Here is a 23,786-nt window from a genome sequence, read left to right on the forward strand (position 1 = left end):
TTTGCTTTTGTAGTAAGATGTAAAGTCTTGGCGCATTGCTGTATCGTATTTTCGGAATAACAAAACCGATGGTCGTGTTTGATGTTCTGGTGTATAAATTGGCCGTTTGGTGTTGTATTTTGAACTTAAAGTTTAAATTTGTTACAAACAATAAGTGAATGGATTCAACAAAAAAAATCTACATTTTTCTGGTGATCACCGCCCTTGTAATTGTGCTGATTTATGCCCAGGGAATTATTATTCCTTTCATATTATCGGTTCTTTTTTGGTTTATGATTAGGGTAGTGAAAAAAGTACTGTCAAAAATTCGTTTTGTTAAGGCCTGGCCGAAGTGGCTGTTAACCGCTATCTCTTCGGTTATTATGCTGAGTTTTTTATTCTTTACCGTGGAAATGATTTCAGTAAATATCGGGCACCTGACAAAAACTCTCCCGGTTTATGAGGAAAATGTAAATAAAGTAACCCAGTTGGCAAAAAGTGAATTCGATATTGATCTTTCCGGAATGCTGAGCGATTTTTCAAAGGACTTGAACTTCGGAGAAATACTTTCAAAAATATTTTCAACGTTAACAAGCCTTTTTGGAAATGCTTCGATGGTTTTGATTTACCTGATTTTTCTTCTGGTTGAGGAATCAACCTTTCCGAACAAGCTGAAAGCCATGTATCCTGATTCGGCAAAACATGAAAAAATGAAAACGCTTGTCAGAAAAATTGACAAATCGGTTAGTAATTACATCGCCCTGAAAACATTGGTGAGCTTACTCACGGGTTTTCTCAGCTACTTTGTTTTGCTTTTTGTTGGTGTGGACGCACCGGCTTTTTGGGCATTTTTAATTTTCGTACTCAATTTTATCCCGACAATCGGGTCGCTTATTGCGACAATTTTCCCCACAATTTTTGCACTTCTGCAATTTGGAGAGTTTACTCCGGCCATTTTGGTTTTGGTAATTGTTGGCGCCATTCAGCTTGTTGTGGGGAATATTATTGAACCGCGACTTATGGGCAATTCATTAAATATTAGCCCTTTGGTAGTACTGCTTACACTTACAATGTGGGGGTTTTTGTGGGGCGTTGTCGGAATGTTACTCAGCGTCCCAATTACTGTTATTTTAATTATAATCATGTCTGAGTTTGAAGGAACAAAGCCAATCGCTATCTTGCTTAGCAGGCAGGGAAAGATTGGAGATCAGTAGCATGTTGTTATGCGTTATTGTGTTCGTTTTATCCGGTGTCATAAAAAACATGAATGTTGAATAAGCGAAACGAGCACGGTAAGTAGTTGAAAAAAAAGATGTATTGTTGCTGGTTTGAGTTCCGTAAATCATTTTTAGAATAAACAATTTTAGACGAATGAAAAATAGTACAAGGTTTTTTGAACCTGTTTTGCTTCCACAAAAAAACAGGTTGAGATTGAGATTTTTTGTGATTCTTCCGCTTCTTCTGATTGGTTTTTATGTTGCGGCGCAAAACGGCGTAACGAACAAAACCGATGAAGAATATCTTCTGGAAGAAAACATTTTGTACCGCACTGCACAAGAGGCAGAGAAGGATGATTATGTGGCAGAACGCTGCCGGTTGGATGTATATTATCCGGCAGGCAAAAAGGATTTTACTACGGTAGTTTGGTTTCACGGAGGTGGAATTACCGGTGGAAATAAATTCATTCCCGAAAAGTTAAAAGAACAGGGAATTGCTGTTGTTGCGGTTAATTACCGGCTGAGCCCGAAAGTAAAGAACCCGGTTTACATTGAAGATGCCGCTGCGGCAGTAGCGTGGACTTTCAATAACATTGAAAAGTATGGTGGAGATGCCGCCAAAATTGCTGTGTCGGGGCATTCGGCAGGCGGTTACCTTACCAGTATGGTGGGGCTGGATAAAAAATGGCTTGCAGAATTCGGAATTGATGCCAACAAAATTGCCATGCTGGTTCCTTTCAGCGGGCACACCATTACTCATTTTACCATCCGTAAAGAAAACGGAATTGAAGGCAGTCAGCCCGTTGTTGACGAGTTTGCACCACTTTATCATGTTCGGCCCGACGCGCCGCCACTTATTTTGATTACAGGCGACCGCGAACTGGAGATGCTTGGCCGCTACGAAGAAAATGCCTACATGTGGCGGATGATGAAGGTTGCCGGTCACAAACAAACTAAGCTTTACGAAATGGATAGCTTCAACCATGGAAGAATGGCTTCGCCCGCATTGGAAATTCTATTAAACGAAATAAAAACACTCTCCAAATGAAACACTTACTTTTTGTTCTTTTGTTTTCCCCGCTTTTTGTTTTTGCGCAGGAGCGGATGATGTTTGGTGACACTTCCCGAAAAGGAGTACCTTATTCTAAAGATCCGCATGTGGTAAAATTTGAAGGCCGTTACCTGATGTATTTTTCTATTCCTCCGTTTGAAGATAAAACGAATCCCATAAAAGGGTGGAATATTGGCATTGCCGAGAGTACAGATCTTATTCACTGGGAGAAAATTGGCGAAATTAACCCAGAGGGCAGTTACGAGAGCAAGGGGCTTTGCGCTCCCTGTGCATTGGTTGTCGACGGGAAGGTCCATCTTTTTTACCAAACTTACGGAAATGGTAGAAACGACGCTATTTGTCACGCATTTTCAACCAACGGAATTTCGTTTCAGCGAAATAAAACCAACCCGATATTTCATCCCACCGGCGACTGGAATTGTGGGCGGGCAATTGATGCCGAAGTTATTAAGTTTGAAAACCGGTATCTGCTCTATTTCGCCACCCGCGATCCCAATTTTGAAGTTCAGATTCAGGGTGTTGCCGCAGCTCCTCTGACTACCGATTTTAATCGCGATGATTGGGAGCAACTGGCAGATTATCCAATTTTGGTTCCGGAATACGACTGGGAGAAGAAATGCGTGGAAGGCGCATCGGTAATTCAGCGGGGCAACGAGCTTTTTATGTTTTATGCGGGGGCGTACAATAACGAACCTCAGCAGGTTGGAATTGCCAAAAGCAGCGACGGAGTTCATTGGAAGAAGCTTTCTGAAGAACCTTTTCTGGCAAACGGAAAGCCGGGAGAGTGGAACTCTAGTGAATCGGGGCATCCGCACATATTTGCCGATTCTGACGGGCGGACTTATTTGTTTTTCCAGGGAAATAACGACAATGGGAAAACCTGGTTGATTTCCAATGTGGAAGTTCTTTGGAATGAAAACGGTCCGTATCTGAAAGAAGACTGATTGCTGAAATTGCAAATTAATCTGCTAAGAAGATTTGTTTCACAATCAATAAAAATTGAAGATGTTGTTAGTCGGGTTTGAAAAATTTTTCGAACCCGATTTTATTTTAATATTGCGCCGTTAAAAATGCTGGGGGGCTGTGTTGGGGGAGATGTGTGCCCCGGATGAAAAGCAAAGCTTTTTTTGAATGATTTGCCGGCGCGAAACGAATTTCAGTCCGAGAAATTCTCTGTTCGCTTTTCAATTTATGATTGGCTATTAATAACTTCTGAGTTTGTGGTGCAGCTACTCGTGTTATTTTTTTTAAATTTAGCCACTATTTGTAAACTCAATGAAAGTTTCTAAACGGTTACTGATTTTTCTGCTTAGCCTGACGTTGGTTTTTAGTGTAGTGGCGGTATATCCATCCGTCGCTTTTTATCATTACGGAATAGAAAACGGATTGCCCGAGTCCAGGATAGTTGCCATTAGTCAGGACTCAACCGGGTTCATCTGGCTTGCCGGCGAAAACAGCGTCTTTCGGTTCGATGGTAATCGGTTTATTACTTATCAAAATACTTATTCAGACGATTCTTCAGCGGCGTTTGTCCGAATCAACGCTTTATTTACCGACTCCCGTGGAACTCTTTGGGTGGGGACAAACAATGGCCTCTTTCAGTTTGATATTGGCAAGAACCAATTTGTAAAAGCCGCGGGAAGCCTGGGCGAGTCCAGAATTCTGGATTTTTCTGAAGATAAAGGAGGGAACCTCTGGATTGCTTCTGACGAAGGTCTGGTAAAATTCAGTCCCGCCATAAAAAAAACAGTATGGTTTACTGATGCTGAGTCGTCGATAAATGCTGCCTTCAAAAAGTTGCCAACAGACTATATTCGCCAGGTTACGTGCCAACCCGACGGGAAAATCTGGCTGTTTACATTTCCTTTCGGGCTCTATCTTTTTGATCCGGCAACCAACCAAGTGGATGATTTTAGTAAGACTGACGGATTTGATTTTTCGCAAACCAACATTTCAGAACTTCATTTTAGTTCTGGTTTTTTATACGTAGGAACGCTCTCCAAAGGATTTTTCAGAATGGATGCCACCAAACGGAAAGTTTACGACGAGCCGGTTAATCAATCAGTCCGCGCCATTCATCATTTTCAGCAAATGAATGATTCGGTTTTCTGGCTCGCGACCAACAACGGATTATTCCGTTATAATGTTCTTTCTGAAAATGTGACGAGATACACCAACGTGCCCAATAACCCGTTGAGTCTGAACCGCACCACCATTAATTTTGTGTATGTAGATAAGAACGAAAATCTTTGGCTGTCGTTGGGAATTCGGGGCATTGACTTTGGTTTGATGAATGTGCCTTTTTCTCACCTGTTGGTTTCGGGAGACGAGGCTTATGAATTGGCTCAGAAAGAGGTGACGTCAATTTATTTTGAACACGAAGGGAATATGTGGCTGGGTTATGAATCCGGGTTGATTGAGAAACATAGTTATGCTCCCAAAGGCAAAGAAAAATTTCGGTTACCTCAAAAAAAAGCAGGAGTTACACCCGGTTCTGTGATGGCTATTTTTGAAGACTCCGAAAAACGAACCTGGGCAGGCGGCTGGATGTCGGGATTGAATGTTTTAATGCCGCGGGCAAATGCTTTTTTACCCGCAAAAATTAAACCCGACTCTGTTAGCAGGCTGGTTGAAACGGCAGATGTAAGGGGAATTGCTGAAGATGCAGAAGGAAATATCTGGGTTAGTTTTCATGGAATAGGGTTGGGCAAATATCACCCGACAACACAATCCCTGAAAATTTATAAACACGACGAGGAGCGTCCTTTTTCTTCTCTGTCAAATAATTACACATATAATTTTTGTTTCGATATTGAAGGTAATCTTTGGATTGCTTCGGCGCATGGTGTTTCTAAATTTAATCCAGAGACAGAAGAATTTTCCTGCTTTTTTAATGATGTCAATAATCAGGAAACACTCAACAGCAACACGGTAAAGACGGTTTTTTGCGACAGTGCCGGTGTTGTCTGGGCCGGAACAGATAAAGGGCTGAATGCCTATTCTCCCGCCAAAAACAGTTTTATTCCTGTTTTTACAGACCACGATTTTTCTTTTCTGAGCATTTCCTCAATACAGTCAGTAAACCCGGGCGAGCTCTGGCTAAGTACCAATTCCGGAATTTTTCGTGTGGAGTATGCCTGGAATGAAGATGAAACTGCGATGACAATTGAAACGAAATATTTCAGCCGTTCAGACGGACTTTTGTCATCCAACTATTTTGCAAGAGCAGCAGCAACCAGCGGCGACGGAATCGTGTTTTTTGCGGGGAACGAAGGAATAGATTATTTCGATCCGTGGAAAACATATTCGTATAAAAAGCCGGCAGCCCAGGTGTTTATTTCCGAGATTTTAGCTGACGGAACTCCCGTTTTTCCACAAGGCGTATCGGAAATAGGAGACGGTGAAAAGCTGGTTTTAAAATACGGACACAAAACACTTTTTATTCGTTTCTCCGGCCTTGATTTATCAAATCCGGGAACGAAAAATTTTAGATACAAACTCGAAGGATTGAACGATGACTGGGTTTATTTACAGAACGAGCAAATGGTCTCTTTCACCCATCTTTTGCCCGGCACCTATTTTTTTACGCTTGAAATTCAACAGAACGACAAACAATGGGATGGCCCAAATGGAGTCCTCCAGATTGTTATTAAAAGGCCTTTTTGGTTGTCGTGGCTTTTTTATGTTCCGCTTTTGCTGATTGTTGCCGGTGTGTTTCTGGCGGTTTTGAAAATCCGTTCCAGGGTTTTGATTGCACGGCAACGGGAACTGGAGCGAATAATAGATGAGCGGACAAAAGAACTTACCGTGAAAAATAACCAACTGGAAATTGCCAATCAGACCAAAAGCAAGCTGCTTTCGATTATATCACACGACTTAAGAAGTCCTTTTTCAGGCTTGCTCGGCATTCTGGATTTATTGACCGACCCGGATTCCGGCATTCCGTGTGAAAAGCATACGGAACTGCTTGTGGCGGCAAAAGCGTCGGCAAACGATACTTTTGAGCTTCTGGAGAATCTTCTGTTGTGGGCACGTTCTCAAATGAAGGAGATGAAGTGTCGCATCGAAAAACAAGACTTGTCAAAAGTGCTGCAAAAAAATGTTAATTTGAAAAAACAGATTGCTGCTCATAAAAATATTACACTTTCGGGGCATTTTCCTGATGCGCTGGAAGCTTCATTTGACCGGGAGATGGTAAACACAGTTATTCGGAATATTTTGAGCAATGCCCTAAAATTTACCCCGTCGGGTGGCGAAGTAAATCTTCTTGCCAAAACAGAGGGCAGCACTGTAATTGTGAGTGTTGCAGATACCGGAATTGGTATTAAAGAAGAGAATATGGAGCAGATTTTCAGCCTGGGAAAATCCAATGGAAAAGGAACCCTCGGCGAAATTGGAACGGGGCTGGGGCTGGTGATCTGCAAAGAGTTTGTAGAAAGAAATGGAGGAAAAATTTGGGCTGAACCCAATAGCCCTGCCGGAACGGTTTTTCATTTTTCGTTACCGGTAAATAAAGAATCAGATCGATGAATCTTACGGCAAATGTAATTGGCGCAACCGGACTGGTCGGCAAACAGTTGGTTGAGTTTCTTCTTGGAAATGAGTCTTTCAGCGGCATCCGGATTTTTGTACGTCGGGACACCGGCTTGCGGCATCCGAAACTGGAACAGCACATTGTTTCGTTTGGCGATGAAAACAGCTGGGGCGAACTGTTAAAAGGCGATGTGTTGTTTTCGGCGTTGGGAACTACCATAAAACAGGCTGGCAGCAAAGAAAAGCAGTACGAGGTTGATTTCTCGTTTAACTTCAGTTTTGCAAAAAGGGCGAAACGCAATGGAATTAAAAACTACGTTTTGGTGTCGTCAACAGGCGCCAACGCAAAGTCCGCAATTTTTTATACCCGCATAAAAGGTGAACTCGATGATGCTGTTTCCGGCCTTGGTTTTGAAAATCTGGCGGTTTTGCGCCCGTCGTATCTTGCGGGCGACAGAGAGCGAAAACGACGTGCCGAGGAATTTTTTGTTCCGGTTGCCCGTTTTGTCACCCGTTTTGTTTTTCGAAAATACCGCCCTATCGAAGATAAAACAGTGGCCCGCGCAATGATAAATGTCGTGTTGAAACCTGATGCGGATAAAACAATTTGGGAAGCCGATGAGGTTTTTGAACTGGCGGACAAAATTTGATGCTGCTGTGCCTCTGTGTTTTGCGGGTTTCTGAACTTGTTTCGTTCTTATTTCAACAACCAAAATGCCCTTTAAACGTTTCATTTAAAACTTCAAATAGAAAATTATGTACTCAGGATTGCTTCATACGCACAACATGTTTCGCTGGTTGGTTTTAATTCCCCTGGTATTGGCGGTGCTTTTCGCATTAACGGGCTGGTTTGGACGGAATGAGTGGAAAAAAAGAGACAGTATTGCCGGATTGGTGTTGACCATTTTTATGGATATTCAGTTTTTGGTTGGACTGATATTGTACGCATTTGTTAGTCCGGTAACAAAAGCTGCTTTTGCCGATTTTGGCGCTGCCATGGGAAATTCAGATTTACGTTTTTATGCAGTGGAACACATTCTGCTGATGGTTGTGGCATTGGCTTTTGTGCACATCGGCAAATCGAAAACGAAGAAAACTTCTGTTTCGCATAAAAAATACCGCGCAGCAACAATCTGGTACGGGTTGTCGCTTATTCTTGTTTTGGCCGGAATTCCCTGGAGCCGCGCTTTGTTTTAACGGTAAAATCCTTTTTTTTCGATGTGCTCCCAAACTCTGGGAGGGAGGAAATGACGCAGGTCTTTTCCTTCTTTGATTGAGTTTCGGATGAACGATGACGAAATTTCCATTTGCGGGGCGTGTTCTGCAATTGTAATATTTTTGTGCTGCTTAACTTTTGTTTTGTCGAAACCCGGCCGTGGGTAAACAATTGCCCCGTAGTTTTCCACAATGGTTTCGTAATTTTTCCATTTATGGAAATTTTCCAGGTTGTCGGAGCCCATTAAAATCTGAAAATTTTTGTTGGGATTGCGATCCTTCAGATATGCAAGCGTGTCAACGGTGTAACTTGGTTTGGGCAGAAAAAATTCGATGTCTGAAACCTGAAGCCGTTCGTCTCCTTCAACGGCCAGTTGTACCATTTCCAGCCGGTCGTAATCGTTCAGCAGGTTTGCTTTCTGCTTAAACGGGTTTTGCGGCGATACCACAAACCAAAACTCATCTATCCCGGCGTACTCCACCATGTAATTGGCAATGGCGAGATGTCCGATATGAATCGGGTTAAACGACCCGAAATACAAACCGATTTTTTTTGCGGGAAAAGTTTTGGACGGTGGTTGTTTCATCAGCGTAAATTCATTTTATCGTTTGTTCAACCAACTCAGCAGCTATTTAGGTTTGTTGCGAGAGAAACCCGGAAATGATTTTTTCTGCCTCTGTAAAAGCTTTTGGCAAATCTTCGTTTATTATGATTACATCAAACCGCGGAGCAAACTCCAGCTCTTTCTCGGCTTTGGCAACACGTGTAAGAATTTTTTCCTCTGACTCGGTGGACCGGTTCTGAAGGCGTTTTTTTAATTCGTCAACCGACGGAGGCTGCACGAAAACCGCCAGGGCATCGTCGCCGTAATACTTTTTTATGTTCAGCCCGCCTACCACATCCACGTCAAAAACAACATGTTTACCGATGTTGCGAATGCGTTCTACTTCGCTTTTCAGGGTGCCGTAAAAAATGCCGCTGTACACTTCTTCCCATTCCAGAAAATCGCCCGCTTCAATTTTGTCTCGGAATTCGGTTTCCGAAAGGAAATAATAATCTTTAGCATTTACTTCATTGGGGCGGGGTTGGCGGCTGGTGGCCGAAACCGAAAATTCCAGCCCGAAACCTTGTTGCAGCAAATGTTTTACAATGGTCGTTTTTCCGGCTCCCGAAGGCGCTGAAAATATGATAAGCTTTCCTTTCATATTAAAGTACGTTCAGCAGTTGTTCTTTTATTCGTTCCAGGTGATCTTTCATTTGAACAACCGTGTGCTGAATATTGCTTTCGTAGGCTTTGGAACCGAGCGTATTTATTTCGCGACCCATTTCCTGCGAAATGAAATTTAGTTTTTTACCGCTGGATTCGGCATTGTCCAGTGTTTTCAGAAAATAGTTGCAGTGGTTTTCCAACCGCACTTTTTCTTCATTCATGTCCATTTTGTCGAGGTAAAACACCAATTCCTGCTCAAACCTGTTTTCGTCCACATTTCCGTTCAGGTTAAGTTTATTCAGATTTTCCGACAGGCGGCTTTTTACGGTTTCAATGCGCTGTTTTTCAAATGGCGTAATCTGGTGGAGCAGGTCTCTGATGCTTTTTGTGTTTGCAGTAATATCTGCTTCCAGTGCTTTGCCTTCGGTAATTCTGAAATCATCGATGTCTTCCATCGCTTTGCGCAGGTGTTCCATAATTACTTTCCACTCTTCTTCATCGAGGGTTTCGTACTCGGTTTTCACTGCGTCGGGCAGGCGCAAAATGGCTTGTATTATGGTGTTGTCGGCAGGCAGTCCTAAATCGCCGTTAATTCTTTGCAGCTGTTCGTAATAGCTTTTCAAAACAGCTTCGTTGATTTTACTGTTGGATTCTTCGCCGTGATTTTCCACGTAAATAACAAGGTCGATTTTCCCACGTACCAGTTTATCGGCGAGTTCTTTCCTGATTTCGATTTCCTTTTCGCGGTAAATCGCGGGAATACGGGCATTGATGTCTACCTGTTTGCTGTTGAGTGTTTTTAACTCGAGAACAAATTTTTTATTGTTCGTTTCAAATTCGGCTTTACCAAAGCCAGTCATCGATTTTATCATCTGTTTTAAATTTTTACGAATTTACGCTTTTTATGCAATAACACCCGATCCGATAAGCTCGTCATCCAGGTACCAGGCCGCAAACTGTCCCGAAGTAATTCCGCGTTGCTCGTCTTCAAACAGAATGTAAATTCCGTCCTCTTTTACGTGGAGTATACCTTTTTCCAGTGGTTGCCGGTAGCGGATGCGAATGAGGAAATCCTTTTTTTCTCCCGGCAGCATTTTCATGTCTGGACGTATCCAATGCACATTTTCTGCTTCAACGAAAAGTCCCGGGCGGAAAAGCCCCGGATGTTCCTGTCCTTCGCCCACATACACAATGTTGCGGTGCACATCGGTTCCAATTACAAACAATGGTTCTTTGTGCCCGCCAATATTCAGGCCTTTTCGCTGCCCGATGGTGTAAAAATGAGCGCCCTGATGTTCCCCGATTATTTTGCCGTTCCACGGTTTATAGGGGAAGTGGAAACATATTTTGCGATAGTTTTCTTCCGTAATTTCCAGCTCCTTTTTTCTGGCAATAAACGATGCCGGAATTTCAATTACATTGCCGGTTTTGGGTTGCAGTTTTTGCTGGAGAAACGTGGGTAAATCCACTTTCCCTACAAAACAGATTCCTTGCGAATCTTTACGTTCTGCAGAGGGAAGATGTTGTTCCCTGGCAATTTCGCGAACCTCGGGTTTGTTTAAATGGCCGATTGGAAAAAGTGCTTTTGAGAGTTGTTCCTGGTTGAGCTGGCACAAAAAATAACTCTGGTCTTTATTGTGATCAGTTCCTGCCAGCAGTTTGTAAATCGTCTGTCCGTTTTTTTCGGTTGTGTCCTTCCGGCAGTAATGTCCGGTAGCCACAAATTCGGCATTAAATTTTAATGCTTCGTTTAAAAATGTATCGAATTTGATTTCGCGGTTACAAAGCACGTCCGGGTTCGGAGTGCGTCCCGCCTGGTATTCAGCAAACATATAATCCACAACCCGCCGTTTGTAATCTTTGCTCAAATCAACAATATGAAAAGGAATATCCAGCTTTTTGGCCACCATTTTGGCAATCAGCGCATCCTCTTCCCAGGTACAGGCACTGGTTACTGTGCCAACCCGCTCGTGCCAGTTCACCATGAAAAGTGCGACCAAATCGTGCCCTTGCTGCTTTAAAAGATAAGCGGCAACACTGGAATCAACTCCACCTGAAAGTCCGATAACAACCCTGCTCATAGTCTACAAAAGTAGGAAGTAATTTGTTTTTTTTGATACTTTTACAATTTCGAACAATAAAAAATAAAGAAGAAGTGAAGATCAGTTCTCAATTCAAAATAGTTTCCGTTTTATTATTCTTTTTTGTCTCAGTTTACTGCCTGTTTGCCGAAGTTCCTCCAGCACAACCCGGGCCTCAGTTTTTGATGTTGACTAACGACCAGTGGGTAAATGAGAAAATCGGTCAGATGACGCTTGAAGAGAAAATTGCGCAACTTATGATGGTTACTGTTTATCCGCGGCAAAGTGAGTCCGCAAAAAACAGTATGATAAGCGTGATTGAAAAATTTAGGCCTGGTGGCATTTTGGTGATGCAGGGAACTCCTGTGAAAACTGCGCGGTGGATCAACGAGTTTCAGGAAAAATCAACGGTTCCGCTGTTTGTGGCCATTGACGGCGAATGGGGAATTTCAATGCGGATGGACAGTACCATTAAATATCCGTATGCACAGGCTCTTGGTGCCATAAAAGATTCTACGTTTATTTATCAGATGGGGCGCGATTTTGCCCAGCAAATGAAAATGATGGGAATTCAGATGAATTTTGCGCCGGTTGCCGATGTGAGTACCAATCCGCAAAACCCGGTGATTAACTTTCGTTCGTTTGGCGAAGATAAAGTTAATGTCTCACAAAAAGCATGGTGGGTGGCAGAAGGAATGCAGGATGGAGGCGTTATTCCGGTTGCTAAACATTTTCCCGGGCATGGCGATTCGGAGACCGATTCGCACCATGAGTTGCCCTTAATTAATCATTCAAAAGAGCGCATCGATTTGGTGGAGAGTTTTCCGTTTCGGTTTTTAACGGAATCCGGGATTGCCGGAATCATGTCGGCCCATCTGAATGTACCCGCGCTAGATAATTCGGGAACACCTTCTTCGCTTTCAACTAAAATAATTGATGGCTATCTGCGAAAAGAAATTGGTTTTAAAGGGCTTGTAATTACTGATGCAATTAATATGAAAGGGGTGCGAACCGACCGGGGAAATGCTGAGCTGGAAGCGTTGAAAGCCGGAAACGATATGGTAGAATTTGTGCCAGACATCGGGAAAGCGATTGCCTCTGTGAAACAGGCGCTGAGCAGTGGCGAAATTACTCTGGAAGAGATAGAAAACAAATGCCGGCGCGTGCTGGCTGCCAAGCGATGGGTCGGCCTTCATATTTACGAACCGGCAAATACAAAGAACCTTACCGCCCGGCTAAACTCTCCCTATTTTGAAGTAACCAACCGGAAACTGATTAAAAGTGCGCTTACTGTGCTGGTAAATCAGAATGTGTTGCCTGTTGAAGATTTGGTGAATCTAAAGATTGCTTCGGTAACGCTAGGCTCACAAAAATTAGCTGCATTTGAGAATATGCTGGACAAATACGCCGATGTTGATCACTTTTTTCTGAGTAAAAATGCAACGGCGCGCGAAATGGCTGATTTGAGGAAAAGGCTCGATAATTATAATTTGGTTATTGCAGGCGTTCAGGGGATTAATCTGTACCCGTCCGGGAAATACGGTACTTCTGAGATGCAGCGAAATGCGCTGGCCGATTTTATCAGGGATAACAACGTGATAACAGTGTTTTTCGGGAATGCTTATGCCTTGAAACATTTTGAGAATGTTCATCACGCAAAAGGGTTGATTGTTGCCTATCAGAATAACCAGTTAACGCAGGAACTGGCAGCGCAGCTTGTCTTTGGTGCGTTTGATGCTTCGGGAAAACTTCCGGTAACGGTGGATAAAAGGTTTCCGTGCGGTGTCGGATTGTCTGTGACGGGCAACAAAACATTTGCGTATTCCATTCCCGAAGAAGTGGGGATGGACTCGAAAATGCTCGCCTCCCGAATTGATTCGCTGGCTATTCTGGGAATTGAAAACAGTGCGTATCCGGGGTGCCAGGTGTTAATCGCCAAAGACGGGAATGTGGTTTTTCATAAATGCTACGGCTTTCATACTTATAAACAAGAACAGAAAGTATTGCCAGGAAATTTATACGACTGGGCTTCGTTAACAAAAGTAACCGGGCCGTTGCCTGCTCTTATGAAACTGGTTGATGAAAAAAAAATTGATCTCGATGCACCATTTAGTAATTACTGGCCTGCATTTAACGGGACGGAGCGGGGAAAGCTTCCGGTGAGGGATTTTCTGACTCACCAGGCTCGGTTGCCTGCGTGGATTCCGTTTTGGAGAATGGGGCTTGATGAAGAAGGGAAACTCAGCCGCGAGGTTTTTTCCGATCATCCGTCAGCCGGTTTTAGCGTGCGGGTTTCAGAACATTTATATCTGAATAATAATTTTAAGCAGGCCATATTAGATACCATAAAAAACGCCAAATCGTTACCGGTAAAAAAATATGTTTATTCCGACCTTGGTTTTCATTTGTACCCCGACATTATTGCCAATCTTACCAACGTACCTTACGAAGAGTTCATCAAACAGAATATTCACGGGCCTTTGGGAGCCTATTCCACCACTTACAAACCGTACCTCCATTTTCCGCTGGACAATATTATTCCGACAGAAACGGATGATTTTTTTAGAAATGAGAAGCTGCGTGGGTTTGTACACGACGAAGGTGCTGCTATGCTGGGAGGCGTTTCCGGCAACGCCGGGCTTTTTGGCACTGCCAACGATTTAGCCAAAATATTTCAGATGTACCTTCAGAAAGGATATTTTGGCGGAAAAAGGTTCATTTCCGAAAAAACCATGAATGAGTTTATTCGCAGGCAGTTCCCCGACAGCAACAACCGGAGGGCGCTGGGATTTGACAAACCTCTGGTTAATAATCACCGGAACAAACTAAAAGATGCTTATCCGGCAGTAGATGCCAGTAAAAATAGTTTTGGGCACACCGGATACACCGGAACCATGGCATGGGCCGACCCGGATAATGGAACATTGTTCATTTTCTTGTCGAACAGGGTTCATCCCACCCGCGACAATCTTCAGCTTTTCAATTTGAACATCAGAACGGCTATGCACCAGTCGATTTATGACTGTTTGGCGCATTTTCCGCGCTAAATGGGTTAAAAAAAGTTAATTGCAGAATCGGTTTTGTTTTCCTAAATAAAACAAATAGAGTTATTTAACTCTATTATTCAATAACTTGCAGGGGATAACTTTTCTCAAGTTAAAAGCGTATGCAATAATAAAAAGGTTTTCCCGGAATAACGTAATGGAATTGCATTCTTTTTTTAATTATTAATTATAAATTTACAGGTTCAGACGTATTAATTAATAAATAACAAAATAAAATTTAAGCATTATGGAGAATAGAATAACATTTAACGAGTTGCGCAAAATTAAAGACGCTTTGCCTGACGGTTCCATCAAAAAGATTGCACAGGAATTCGACCTCACAGAGGAAACCGTCAGGAATTATTTTGGTGGGGCGAATTATACAAGTGGTAAAGCGGTGGGAATCCACATGGAACCAGGGCCAAACGGCGGCATTGTGCTGTTGGATGACACAAAAATTTTAGAAAGAGCGAGAGAACTCATTCACGCAGAAACAGTTTGATTTTAAGGAATTTTTATAAAAATATTAAAAACTGTCCTATATTTATGGGGCAGTTTTTTTTAAATCAAAAATTAAATCAAAATGAAAAAGCATTTCCTGTTCTTCATCGCAATCGTTCTTGTGGCTCTCTGTTCCTGTCAAACCGAAAAGCCCTGGCAGCCTTTATTTAATGGCGAAAACCTTGATAACTGGGATACATTTATAGGTACTCCGCTCAAAGGTTTCGACAATCTGGCTGAAGCGGCAACTACCGATAAAGTTTTTTCTGTAGTGGAAGAAAACGGAGAAAAACTGATTCGGATTTCCGGAGAGGTAAATGGCTCGCTGGCAACCCGCGACACGTTTGCCAACTATCACCTGCAGTTGGTCTTTAAATGGGGAACCGAGGTTTACACCAATAGAAACAGTGGTTTGCTGTACCACAGTTTTGGCGATTTTGGAGAAGCGCTGGGAACGTGGATGGTTAATATTGAGTGCCAGTTGATGCACGAACGTTTGGGCGACACGTACCTGATGAATAATACGTATTGCGAAACTGCGGTGAAAGAAGTGGAAGGCGGATTTCAATATGCCAAAGACGGAAATGTAGAAAAATTTGGAAAAGAGTTTAACGGGCAGGGGATTAAAAAAGCATCGGATTTTGAAAAACCGGTTGGCGAATGGAATACGGTTGATTTGTATTGCGTGGGACGAACTGCAGTTCATGTGGTAAACGGGCAAACAGTTATGGTAAATAACAATACCGGTGTTGATGAAAATGGAACTATTCTGCCACTCTCCGGAGGGAAAATACAAATACAATCAGAAGGTGGTGAGATGTTTATAAAAACCATCCAGGTAAAACCCATTGAAGAAATTCCGGCAGAGATAATGCAATAACAGAAAGATATTTCAGATTCTATAACACAGCCCGCTTCGTTTTAAAAGCGGGTTTTTTATTTTGAAAAAGAACCGGTTTTTTTGATTGTGGGTTTTTTGTTATCGTTTTTTTTGAATAAGTAGCAGGAAAACCGTTTTTTTGCACAAATCAATTTATTCTTTTTCGCATGAATCAAAAAACCTTTCGTAACCAGCTAACAGTGAAGAACACAGTGCTGGGCGTTCAGTTTCTTTTTGTCGCTTTTGGAGCCACCGTTTTAGTCCCTCTTTTAGTCGGAATCGATCCTTCGGTGGCATTGTTTACTGCCGGTGTCGGCACTCTTATATTTCATCTGATTACCCGGGGGCAGGTGCCTGTGTTCCTCGGAAGTAGCTTCGCTTTTATTGCCCCGATTATTGAAGCCACCAAACTTTACGGCTGGGCAGGAACTCTTTCCGGAATTATTGCGGTTGGCGTTGTATACGGCATTGTTTCCGTGTTGGTCAAAGCCCGCGGTATTACCTTTGTTGAAAGACTATTTCCTGCGGTTGTTGTCGGACCTGTTATTATGATTATCGGGTTGTCGCTCGCTTCGGCTGCCGTTGATATGGCAAAAACAGACTGGCCGCTTGCAGTAATTGCATTGGCAACAGCAATTACTGTGGTTATTTTCGGAAAAGGGATGGCCAAATTAATTCCGATTTTTATTGCAATTATTGTTGGTTACCTGGTTGCGGTAATCTGGGGAAAAGTAGATTACTCGGCCATTGCAGAAGCATCGTGGTTGACACTGCCCGAATTTACTGCACCTCAATTTAACTGGCAGGCAATTTTATATATGATTCCGGTTGCCATTGCTCCTATTATTGAACACGTTGGTGATATGTACGCGATTGGCGGCGTGTGCGATAAAAACTTCATCGAAAAACCGGGGCTGAACCGCACGTTGCTGGGTGATGGAATTGCCACCGCCGTAGCAGGTTTTTTTGGCGGGGTGCCAAACACTACTTATTCTGAAGTAACAGGTGCCATTACACTCACAAAAATTACCAATCCGTTTGTGTTGCGCATTGCAGCAATTACGGCCATTGTTTTTGCTTTCGTCGGAAAAATCAGCGGTTTCCTGAAAACCATTCCGCAAGCGGTGCTGGGTGGTATTATGTTGCTGTTGTTCGGAATGATTGCATCAATTGGTATCCGTTCGCTGGTCGATTCTAAAATTAATATGGGAGAAACCCGTAATCAGGTAATTGTATCGGTTGTACTTACCGTTGGTATAGGTGGAGCCATTATCGAATATGGAACTTTCTCTCTTGCCGGAATCGGACTTGCTGCATTGGTAGGAATTCTGCTGAATCTACTGCTACCTCAAACAAAAAAGGGAGAGTAATTTATAAAGAAATCTGACCGTTGTAGAGAGCTACTTAATGCTGTCTGCAATGTATTCCGGCCATGACAGAGCACCTAATTCTGTTATGGCCGGAATATTTTTAGAGGTGTTCAGTCTGTTCAAAATTTATATTTGAGTTTTGATGTTTTTTTAAGGCAGGTAGAACTATTTGATGAAAAGAGGTCCGTCTGGGCCCAAAGGAATTCCCAGCAGCATCCACACTACCAGCAGGGCAATCCACACCACTCCCATAATTAACGTATATGGAAGCATGGTGGAAATAATGGTTCCTATTCCGTAGCGTTTGTCGTATTTCTCCGCAAAGGTTACAATCAGTGCAAAATAGCTCATCATGGGCGTTATTAAGTTGGTTAGTGAGTCCCCAATACGAAAGGCGGCCTGCGTTAATCCCGGGTGATATGGCGGGTCGATAAGCATAAGCATCGGAATAAAAACCGGCGCCATAATGGCCCATTTGGCAGAAGCGCTTCCCATAAACATATTGATGAAAGCCGAAAGGATAACAAATCCCACAATTAGCGGAATGCCTGTTAGTCCAACACTTTGCAACGTGTTTGCTCCTTTTATCGCGAAAATAATTCCCAGGTTACTGTAGTTGAAAAAGTACACAAACTGGGCAGCAAAAAATACCAAAACAATGTACCCGCCCATGGTGCTCATGGATTTTCCAATGTGATGAGCCACGTCTTTGTCGTTTCTGACTGTGCCAACTGTAATGCCATAGGCCAGTGCCGGAAAAAAGAACATGAGCAAAATGCCGATGATGATAGCACGAAAAAACGGCGAGTGTAAAACAGATCCTGATTCCGGATCGCGAAGCAGCCCGTTTTCTGGAATAACAGAAAGCGCCAGTAAAATCAGAGTAACCAACAGTGCCCATCCGGCATTGCGTAACCCTTTTTTCTCTTTGCGGGTGAGCTGCTCAATGGGCATCCGCTCAGCAGTGCCATTGTATGGGCCGAGCCGTGGTTCAACTATTTTTTCGGTAACCCACGTTCCGGTAATTAGTACCACAAAACTGGAGGCTATCATAAAATAGTAGTTTACTGCCGGGTTTACCACAATGTCGGGAATTATCATCTGTGCGGCAGACTCGGAAATTCCCGCTAAAATCGGGTCAATGGATCCAATGAAAAAGTTAGCGCCGAATCCTCCGCTAACGCCTGTAAAAGCTGCGGCTAATCCCGCCATTGGGTGTCTGCCCAAAGCATGAAAAATCATTGCTCCCAGCGGAATCAAAATGACGTAACCTGCCTCCACTGCGAGCCCTGAAATTACACCTGCCAAAACGATGGCGGCAGTAATCATCCGTTTTGGCGCGCCCAGTACCAGCGCCCGTATCATGGTGTTAAACAGCCCGGAACCTTCGGCCGCACCAATACCAATCATCACTACCAAAACATATCCCAGCGGAGGAAATTTCAGGAAGTTATGCAGAATGTTTTCATACATCCATCGTAATCCTTCGCCACTTACAAGGCTTTTGGCATAAATAGAGTGGCCATCCACGGGATGCTGGGCAGTGGTGCCTGCTATGTGTGCCAGCCACGAAATGAGCACAACCAGCAACGCCAGCCCGGCAAACAGAGTTGCTGGGTGCGGAAGCTTGTTTCCAACAACTTCCACGTAATCGAGCATACGCAGGAAGGACGATCGTTTGTTTTTTTTATTATTCTCCGGGGAATGGTTTGCGTTATTTTTTTTCATAATCCTGTTCCTCGTAATGCTCTTTTGTTTTTATTCTGATTTCGGGTAAACAAACCGGTCGCCGGTATTTTTAATCACATCTTCTTTCCATTGGTCGGAATATCCCGGAAAGGATGGCGGTTGTGGGTATCCCCAGGAATTGCGCAGAAAGCGACCGTTCTCTTCCTGTTTTCGGTTGCCGTCCAAATATTTTACCAGCAGGAAATCACCCAGTTCTTTCCAGCGTTTGAGGGTAGTCTCACCCATATTGCACGAATAATCTGTCAGAAATTCGCGGGCCAGGTTTTTGTCCGTTTCCCAAAGCTTAAGCGCTGCGGCATCAACTCCCGGTACATATTGTGCAAATTTGGTTTCTAACTCATTTTGTACTTTTCTAACGTCGGGCATCACGCGGTTGTAAAATAAATAGGCGAAATGAGCTACCCGGTTAAAAACCCAGAAAGCCGCATCTTCTTTGTAGTCGAGAATGTCTCCGTATCCTTCGGCCCAGGTGTACGGTACCCGGTTAATTCCGCAGTAAAAAGGAACATAAACTGTGATACCGGCATCGTCTACTCCAAACCAGTTGATTCCTCCGATGGGGTCGGGCAGCCAGTTGCGCATTTGTGCAATAAACGAAAACCCGGTTTGTTGGGTGGCTGTAGTTCGTTCGTTAAAATATTCTTCCCCGTTGTGTTCCCAGGTAAGTCCGCGCCAACGGTAGGGTAATCCAAACGGTCCGGCGCCGGCATCTTTTGCCATATCCAGGTCAGTGCCTTGCAGATGATCGCGCTTAAAAGTCATTAAGTCTTGCGGAGTCAGTTTTCGATTTGGTTTTATGAATAAAGGCATCCGCCCGGAGTCCAGGTTCTCTCCGGTTGCGTACTCCCAGTAATCTTCCATTCCGCCTGAAATGTGATTGAACATGCTCCAAACACGAAGTTCGCAGAAACGCGCAGCGCCGAAATCCAGGGGGGCGTAAACATCGCTAAAACTGAAATCGGTATCCTTCCCGTTAAAATAGTTTTGCTCCCGCGCAAAGGAAACTACGTCGTGGGCATAAACCACTTCTATGCCGGGACTGAATATTTTGTCCAGGTTTTTACTGCTGATGCTTTTATTGCCGTCTTCTTTTGGAAATTGTGTAATGCGCGCATGGTTGGCATGTGCTGAAACGTACCCGTCGGGGATGCGAACAGCGACCCAAACAGCGCCTTTGCGTGCGTTAAATTGTTCTCCGGTTTTTCTGTCGTTTTTCAAGTCGGTTCCTTTGCCAACCAGTTCCATAATCCACACTTCGTTGGGGTCGCCAATTGAAAAAGACTCGCCTGAACTTGCGTATCCGTATTCAGCAATTAACTCTGCAATGACCTTGATTGCTTCCCGGGCAGTTTTTGCGCGCTGGGTTGCAAGAAACATCAGCGCCGCGTAATCCATGAGGCCGGTGGTGTCAACAAGTTCGTTACGTCCTCCAAAGGTTGTTTCGCCAATTGCCAGTTGGTGTTCATTCATAAAACCAACGGTTTGGTAGGTGTAGGGAACCTGTGGAATTTGTCCGAGTGGCTCTGCCGTACTGCGGTCGTATATGGTAACCATGCTGCCTTCGGGCCAATGTGTTGCCGGGCTGAAATACAGTTCGCCATACCTGATGTGCGAATCGGCGGCGTAAGAAATCATGGTGGAGCCGTCGGCCGATGCTCCTCTTGTTACCAAAAAATTGGTGCAGGCATTTATTGGTGAGCTGTATACTCCCAAAAGAATAATCAGTAAGAGACTGATGTGAGTGTATGTTTTCATAAAATATTGTTTTTGCAAGTGGTCGAATGATTTTGAGTTGTGTTGTCAATTGAGCTTTGCAAATTCATTGTTTTTCGCTGTGGTATTTACAAATGATTTTAAAAAAATGTTGGCTGAAATTCAGCGGTTTCAAATAAAAAAAAAGTCCCTAAAACGGGACGTATGCAAAAATAATTAAAATGGCGAAACCTCCAAATACGGACACAGTTGTGCCTGTTTTTTAGAAAAACTGACAGAGTAGGATGACAACCGGTTTTGCTAAAAGTCTGTTCTTGATATTGTAGATGCAGTGTTACAACTTTTCTTTCAGCGCTTCTCCGGTATACGAATTTTCTTGTTTAACCAAATCTTCGGGCGTGCCGGCAAAAATGAGTTCGCCGCCTTTGTCGCCACCTTCCGGACCCAGGTCAATAATCCAGTCTGCAGATTTGATGACTTCCAGGTTGTGCTCAATAACAATAATGGAATGCCCGCGCGAAATAAGCGCATTAAAGGAATCGAGCAATTTACGGATGTCGTGAAAATGTAAGCCTGTGGTGGGCTCATCGAAAATGAACAGCGTAGGGCTGTCTTTTTCCTGCGCCAGAAATGAAGCCAGTTTTACGCGTTGGCTTTCGCCTCCGGAAAGCGTGCTCGACGACTGGCCCAGCTTTATGTACCCTAATCCGACATCCTGCAACGGGCGAAGACGTTTTACAATCTTTTTCTCAGTGGAAGTTTTTCCTACAGAGAACAGTTCTACGGCTTCGTTTACAGTCAGGTTCAGAATATCGTCGATGTTCTTTCCTTTGTACTTAACGTCCAGAATATCCTCTTTAAACCGTTTTCCTCCGCAGCTTTCGCAAACCAGATAAACATCGGCCAAAAATTGCATTTCAACCTTTATGGTTCCTTCTCCCTGGCATTCGTCACAGCGTCCGCCATCTACGTTGAACGAAAAATGCGATGGTTTCAGTCCCTGTATTTTTGCAGCCTGTTGGTCGGCATACAGTTTTCTGATTTCGTCGTATGCTTTCAGGTAGGTAACCGGATTGGAACGCGACGATTTTCCTATGGGGTTCTGGTCTATGAATTCGACCGAAGACAGCATTTTGAAGTCGCCTCTCACAGCATCGTGCTGCCCGGTTCTTTCTCCGTATCCGCCGAGTAACTTGGTTAGTGCCGGGAACAGAATTTTTGACACCAACGACGATTTTCCGGAGCCGCTTACGCCGGTAATAACAGTTAGCGTGTTTAGCGGCAGTTTTACATTGAGGTTTTTGAGGTTGTTCTCGCGTGCGCCCAATATTTCAATAAAGTTACTCCATTTCCGCCGCTGTGCTGGCACTTCAATCTTTTCGATTCCTGTGAGGTACTTTGTGGTGAGGCTTTCTGGTTTTTTTGCAAGTTCTTCGTGGTTCCCCTGAAAAACAACCTCGCCACCGTGCTGGCCGGCAAAAGGACCGATGTCGATGACCTGATCTGCCGCGCGGATAATTTCTTCGTCGTGCTCCACTACAAAAACGGTATTGCCAATTTTTTGCAGCTTTTTTAAAACTTTAATAAGTCGTTGTGTGTCGCGCGAGTGCAGTCCAATGCTGGGTTCGTCCAGAATGTACAGAGAGCCGACCAAGCTGCTGCCCAGCGAAGTTGCCAGGTTTATTCGTTGCGATTCGCCTCCCGAAAGAGTTGATGAAAGCCGGTTCAGCGTAAGGTATCCCAGTCCGACGTCGCAAAGGAAAGTAAGCCTGTTCTTTATTTCGATGAGGATGCGTTTTGCAATTTCCTGTTCGTGTTTGTCTAATTGTAATCCTTCAAAAAATGCTCTCAGTTCAGCAACCGGCGTTAACACCAGCTCCTGCAACGACATGCCGGCTACTTTTACGTAACCCGCCTCTTTTTTTAGTCGTGTCCCTTTGCAGTCGGGGCAGGTGGTTTTTCCCCGGTAGCGCGACAACATTACGCGGTATTGGATTTTGTAGCTTTTTTCTTCCAGGTATTTGAAAAAACGGTTCAGCCCTTTAAAGTATTTGTTGCCGGTCCACAACAAGCTTTTCTGGTCTGGCGATAATTCAAAATACGGTTTGTGAATTGGAAATCCGAATTGGTCTGCCGAATAAATGAGACGATCTTTCCATTTGCTCATTTTTTCGCCCCGCCAGCAAACAATGGCATCCTGGTAAATGGATAGTGATTTATTGGGAATAACCAGGTCTTCATCAATCCCAATTATTTTCCCGTAACCTTCGCAGGTCGGACAGGCGCCCACCGGGCTGTTAAAACTGAATGTGTGGACAGTTGGCTCTTCAAATTCAATTCCGTCGGCTTCAAAACGATTAGAAAAATTGCGGGTGATTATTTCGTCGTTATTGAACACTTTAACAACGCATTCGCCATTCCCCTCGTAGAACGCGGTTTGCACCGAGTCGGCAATCCGGCTGTGAGTGTCTTTGTCGGTTTGAACGGCCACGCGGTCGATGATGACATGGCATTGGCCACTGCAGAAATTATTTTCCCCTGCTTCTATCAGCTCGTCAATTCGTTTTACGTCGTTGTTTACTTCAAGTCGGGAGAACCCCTGTTGCATCAGTAGTTCTGCCTCTTCCAGAAGGGTTCTTCCGTTTTTTTGTTTCAGCGGAGAAAGAATCATTGCCCTGGTGTTTTCCGGAAAAGAGAAAATAAAATCTACCACATCGGTAACAGAATGCCGGGTAACTTCTTTTCCTGAAACAGGCGAAATTGTTTTTCCAATCCGGGCGAACAAGAGTTTCAGGTAATCGTAAATTTCGGTGGAAGTTCCTACAGTAGATCGCGGATTACGCGTGTTTACTTTTTGTTCGATGGCAATGGCCGGCGGAATGCCTTTGATGAAATCTACTTCGGGTTTGTTTATGCGGCCTAAAAACTGCCGGGCGTACGACGACAAACTCTCAACATAGCGCCGTTGCCCTTCGGCAAAAAGCGTGTCGAAAGCCAGGGACGATTTTCCCGAACCGGAGACTCCGGTAACTACTACGAATTTGTTCAGGGGGATTTTTAGGCTTATATTTTTGAGGTTGTGAACCCTTGCGTGGTGTATTTCAATAAATTTTTCTGCTTTATTTTGAGGCATGGGCTATATGCTGTTCGTGTAAAATTGTTAAAAAAACTTGTATATATCAGTAAAATATCTCATTTTTACCCGTACAAAATTAATAAAT

General features: G+C 43.7%; 17 protein-coding genes. 10 read left to right on the forward strand and 7 right to left on the reverse strand.

The window, feature by feature from the left end:
* Positions 1–158: 158 nt before the first annotated feature.
* The 6 genes from BUB08_RS15315 (at position 159) to BUB08_RS15340 (ending at position 7,998) form a co-directional block, all read left to right on the forward strand.
* Positions 159–1,193, forward strand: coding sequence for an AI-2E family transporter (locus BUB08_RS15315; RefSeq protein WP_073002766.1), 1,035 nt, complete (start codon positions 159–161; stop codon positions 1,191–1,193).
* Positions 1,194–1,350: 157 nt separating this feature from the next.
* On the forward strand, positions 1,351–2,244 hold the full coding sequence (locus BUB08_RS15320; protein WP_083570800.1) for an alpha/beta hydrolase: 894 nt from the start codon (positions 1,351–1,353) through the stop codon (positions 2,242–2,244).
* Positions 2,241–3,212, forward strand: a complete 972-nt coding sequence (locus tag BUB08_RS15325; RefSeq protein WP_073002767.1) for a family 43 glycosylhydrolase — start codon at positions 2,241–2,243, stop codon at positions 3,210–3,212. Before BUB08_RS15320 ends, BUB08_RS15325 begins: the two co-directional genes overlap by 4 nt.
* A gap of 331 nt (positions 3,213–3,543) precedes the next feature.
* Positions 3,544–6,798 carry a ligand-binding sensor domain-containing protein gene (locus BUB08_RS15330; RefSeq protein WP_073002768.1) on the forward strand — a complete coding sequence of 1,085 codons (3,255 nt, stop codon included), beginning with the start codon at positions 3,544–3,546 and terminating at the stop codon, positions 6,796–6,798.
* Positions 6,795–7,451 (forward strand): NAD(P)H-binding protein, encoded by a 657-nt coding sequence (locus BUB08_RS15335; protein WP_073002769.1) that lies wholly within the window; start codon positions 6,795–6,797, stop codon positions 7,449–7,451. Before BUB08_RS15330 ends, BUB08_RS15335 begins: the two co-directional genes overlap by 4 nt.
* 106 nt (positions 7,452–7,557) lie before the next feature.
* Complete coding sequence (locus BUB08_RS15340) at positions 7,558–7,998, forward strand: hypothetical protein (RefSeq protein ID WP_073002770.1); 441 nt, start codon at positions 7,558–7,560, stop codon at positions 7,996–7,998.
* Here the strand turns inward: BUB08_RS15340 and nadD are convergent.
* From nadD to mnmA, 4 genes are read right to left on the reverse strand one after another with little or no spacing between them, the layout of a single operon-like run.
* Entirely contained in the window at positions 7,995–8,603 is a 609-nt protein-coding gene (nadD, locus tag BUB08_RS15345; RefSeq protein WP_073002771.1) for a nicotinate (nicotinamide) nucleotide adenylyltransferase, read from the reverse strand. The two genes, BUB08_RS15340 and nadD, sit on opposite strands and share 4 nt — an antisense overlap.
* Positions 8,604–8,649: 46 nt before the next feature.
* A complete protein-coding gene (gmk, locus tag BUB08_RS15350) occupies positions 8,650–9,222 on the reverse strand; it encodes a guanylate kinase (protein ID WP_073002772.1) in 573 nt (190 codons plus the stop codon).
* 1 nt (position 9,223) lies between these two features.
* Positions 9,224–10,099, reverse strand: coding sequence for a YicC/YloC family endoribonuclease (locus tag BUB08_RS15355; RefSeq protein ID WP_073002773.1), 876 nt, complete (start codon positions 10,097–10,099; stop codon positions 9,224–9,226).
* Positions 10,100–10,129: 30 nt separating this feature from the next.
* Positions 10,130–11,308 carry a tRNA 2-thiouridine(34) synthase MnmA gene (mnmA, locus tag BUB08_RS15360; RefSeq protein ID WP_073002774.1) on the reverse strand — a complete coding sequence of 393 codons (1,179 nt, stop codon included), beginning with the start codon at positions 11,306–11,308 and terminating at the stop codon, positions 10,130–10,132.
* A 74-nt stretch (positions 11,309–11,382) separates the two neighbouring features.
* On the opposite strand from mnmA, the gene BUB08_RS15365 reads away from it, so the two are divergent.
* From BUB08_RS15365 to BUB08_RS15380, 4 genes are all read left to right on the forward strand, one after another.
* Complete coding sequence (locus BUB08_RS15365) at positions 11,383–14,355, forward strand: serine hydrolase domain-containing protein (protein ID WP_073002837.1); 2,973 nt, start codon at positions 11,383–11,385, stop codon at positions 14,353–14,355.
* A 244-nt stretch (positions 14,356–14,599) separates the two neighbouring features.
* Positions 14,600–14,854: a DNA-binding protein gene (locus tag BUB08_RS15370; protein ID WP_073002775.1), complete on the forward strand. Its 255-nt coding sequence runs from the start codon at positions 14,600–14,602 to the stop codon at positions 14,852–14,854.
* Between the two features lie 81 nt (positions 14,855–14,935).
* A complete protein-coding gene (locus BUB08_RS15375; RefSeq protein WP_073002776.1) occupies positions 14,936–15,733 on the forward strand; it encodes a 3-keto-disaccharide hydrolase in 798 nt (265 codons plus the stop codon).
* Between the two features lie 167 nt (positions 15,734–15,900).
* Complete coding sequence (locus BUB08_RS15380; protein ID WP_073002777.1) at positions 15,901–17,103, forward strand: uracil-xanthine permease family protein; 1,203 nt, start codon at positions 15,901–15,903, stop codon at positions 17,101–17,103.
* A 165-nt stretch (positions 17,104–17,268) separates the two neighbouring features.
* On the opposite strand, the gene BUB08_RS15385 is transcribed toward BUB08_RS15380, so the two are convergent.
* The 3 genes from BUB08_RS15385 to uvrA form a co-directional block, all read right to left on the reverse strand.
* Entirely contained in the window at positions 17,269–18,831 is a 1,563-nt protein-coding gene (locus BUB08_RS15385; RefSeq protein WP_083570802.1) for an AbgT family transporter, read from the reverse strand.
* Between the two features lie 30 nt (positions 18,832–18,861).
* Positions 18,862–20,607 carry a dipeptidase gene (locus BUB08_RS15390; RefSeq protein WP_073002778.1) on the reverse strand — a complete coding sequence of 582 codons (1,746 nt, stop codon included), beginning with the start codon at positions 20,605–20,607 and terminating at the stop codon, positions 18,862–18,864.
* A gap of 292 nt (positions 20,608–20,899) precedes the next feature.
* A complete protein-coding gene (gene uvrA, locus BUB08_RS15395) occupies positions 20,900–23,698 on the reverse strand; it encodes an excinuclease ABC subunit UvrA (RefSeq protein WP_073002779.1) in 2,799 nt (932 codons plus the stop codon).
* Positions 23,699–23,786: the final 88 nt, after the last annotated feature.

This window comes from Mariniphaga anaerophila (assembly GCF_900129025.1).
Classification (GTDB): Bacteria; Bacteroidota; Bacteroidia; order Bacteroidales; family Prolixibacteraceae; genus Mariniphaga; species Mariniphaga anaerophila.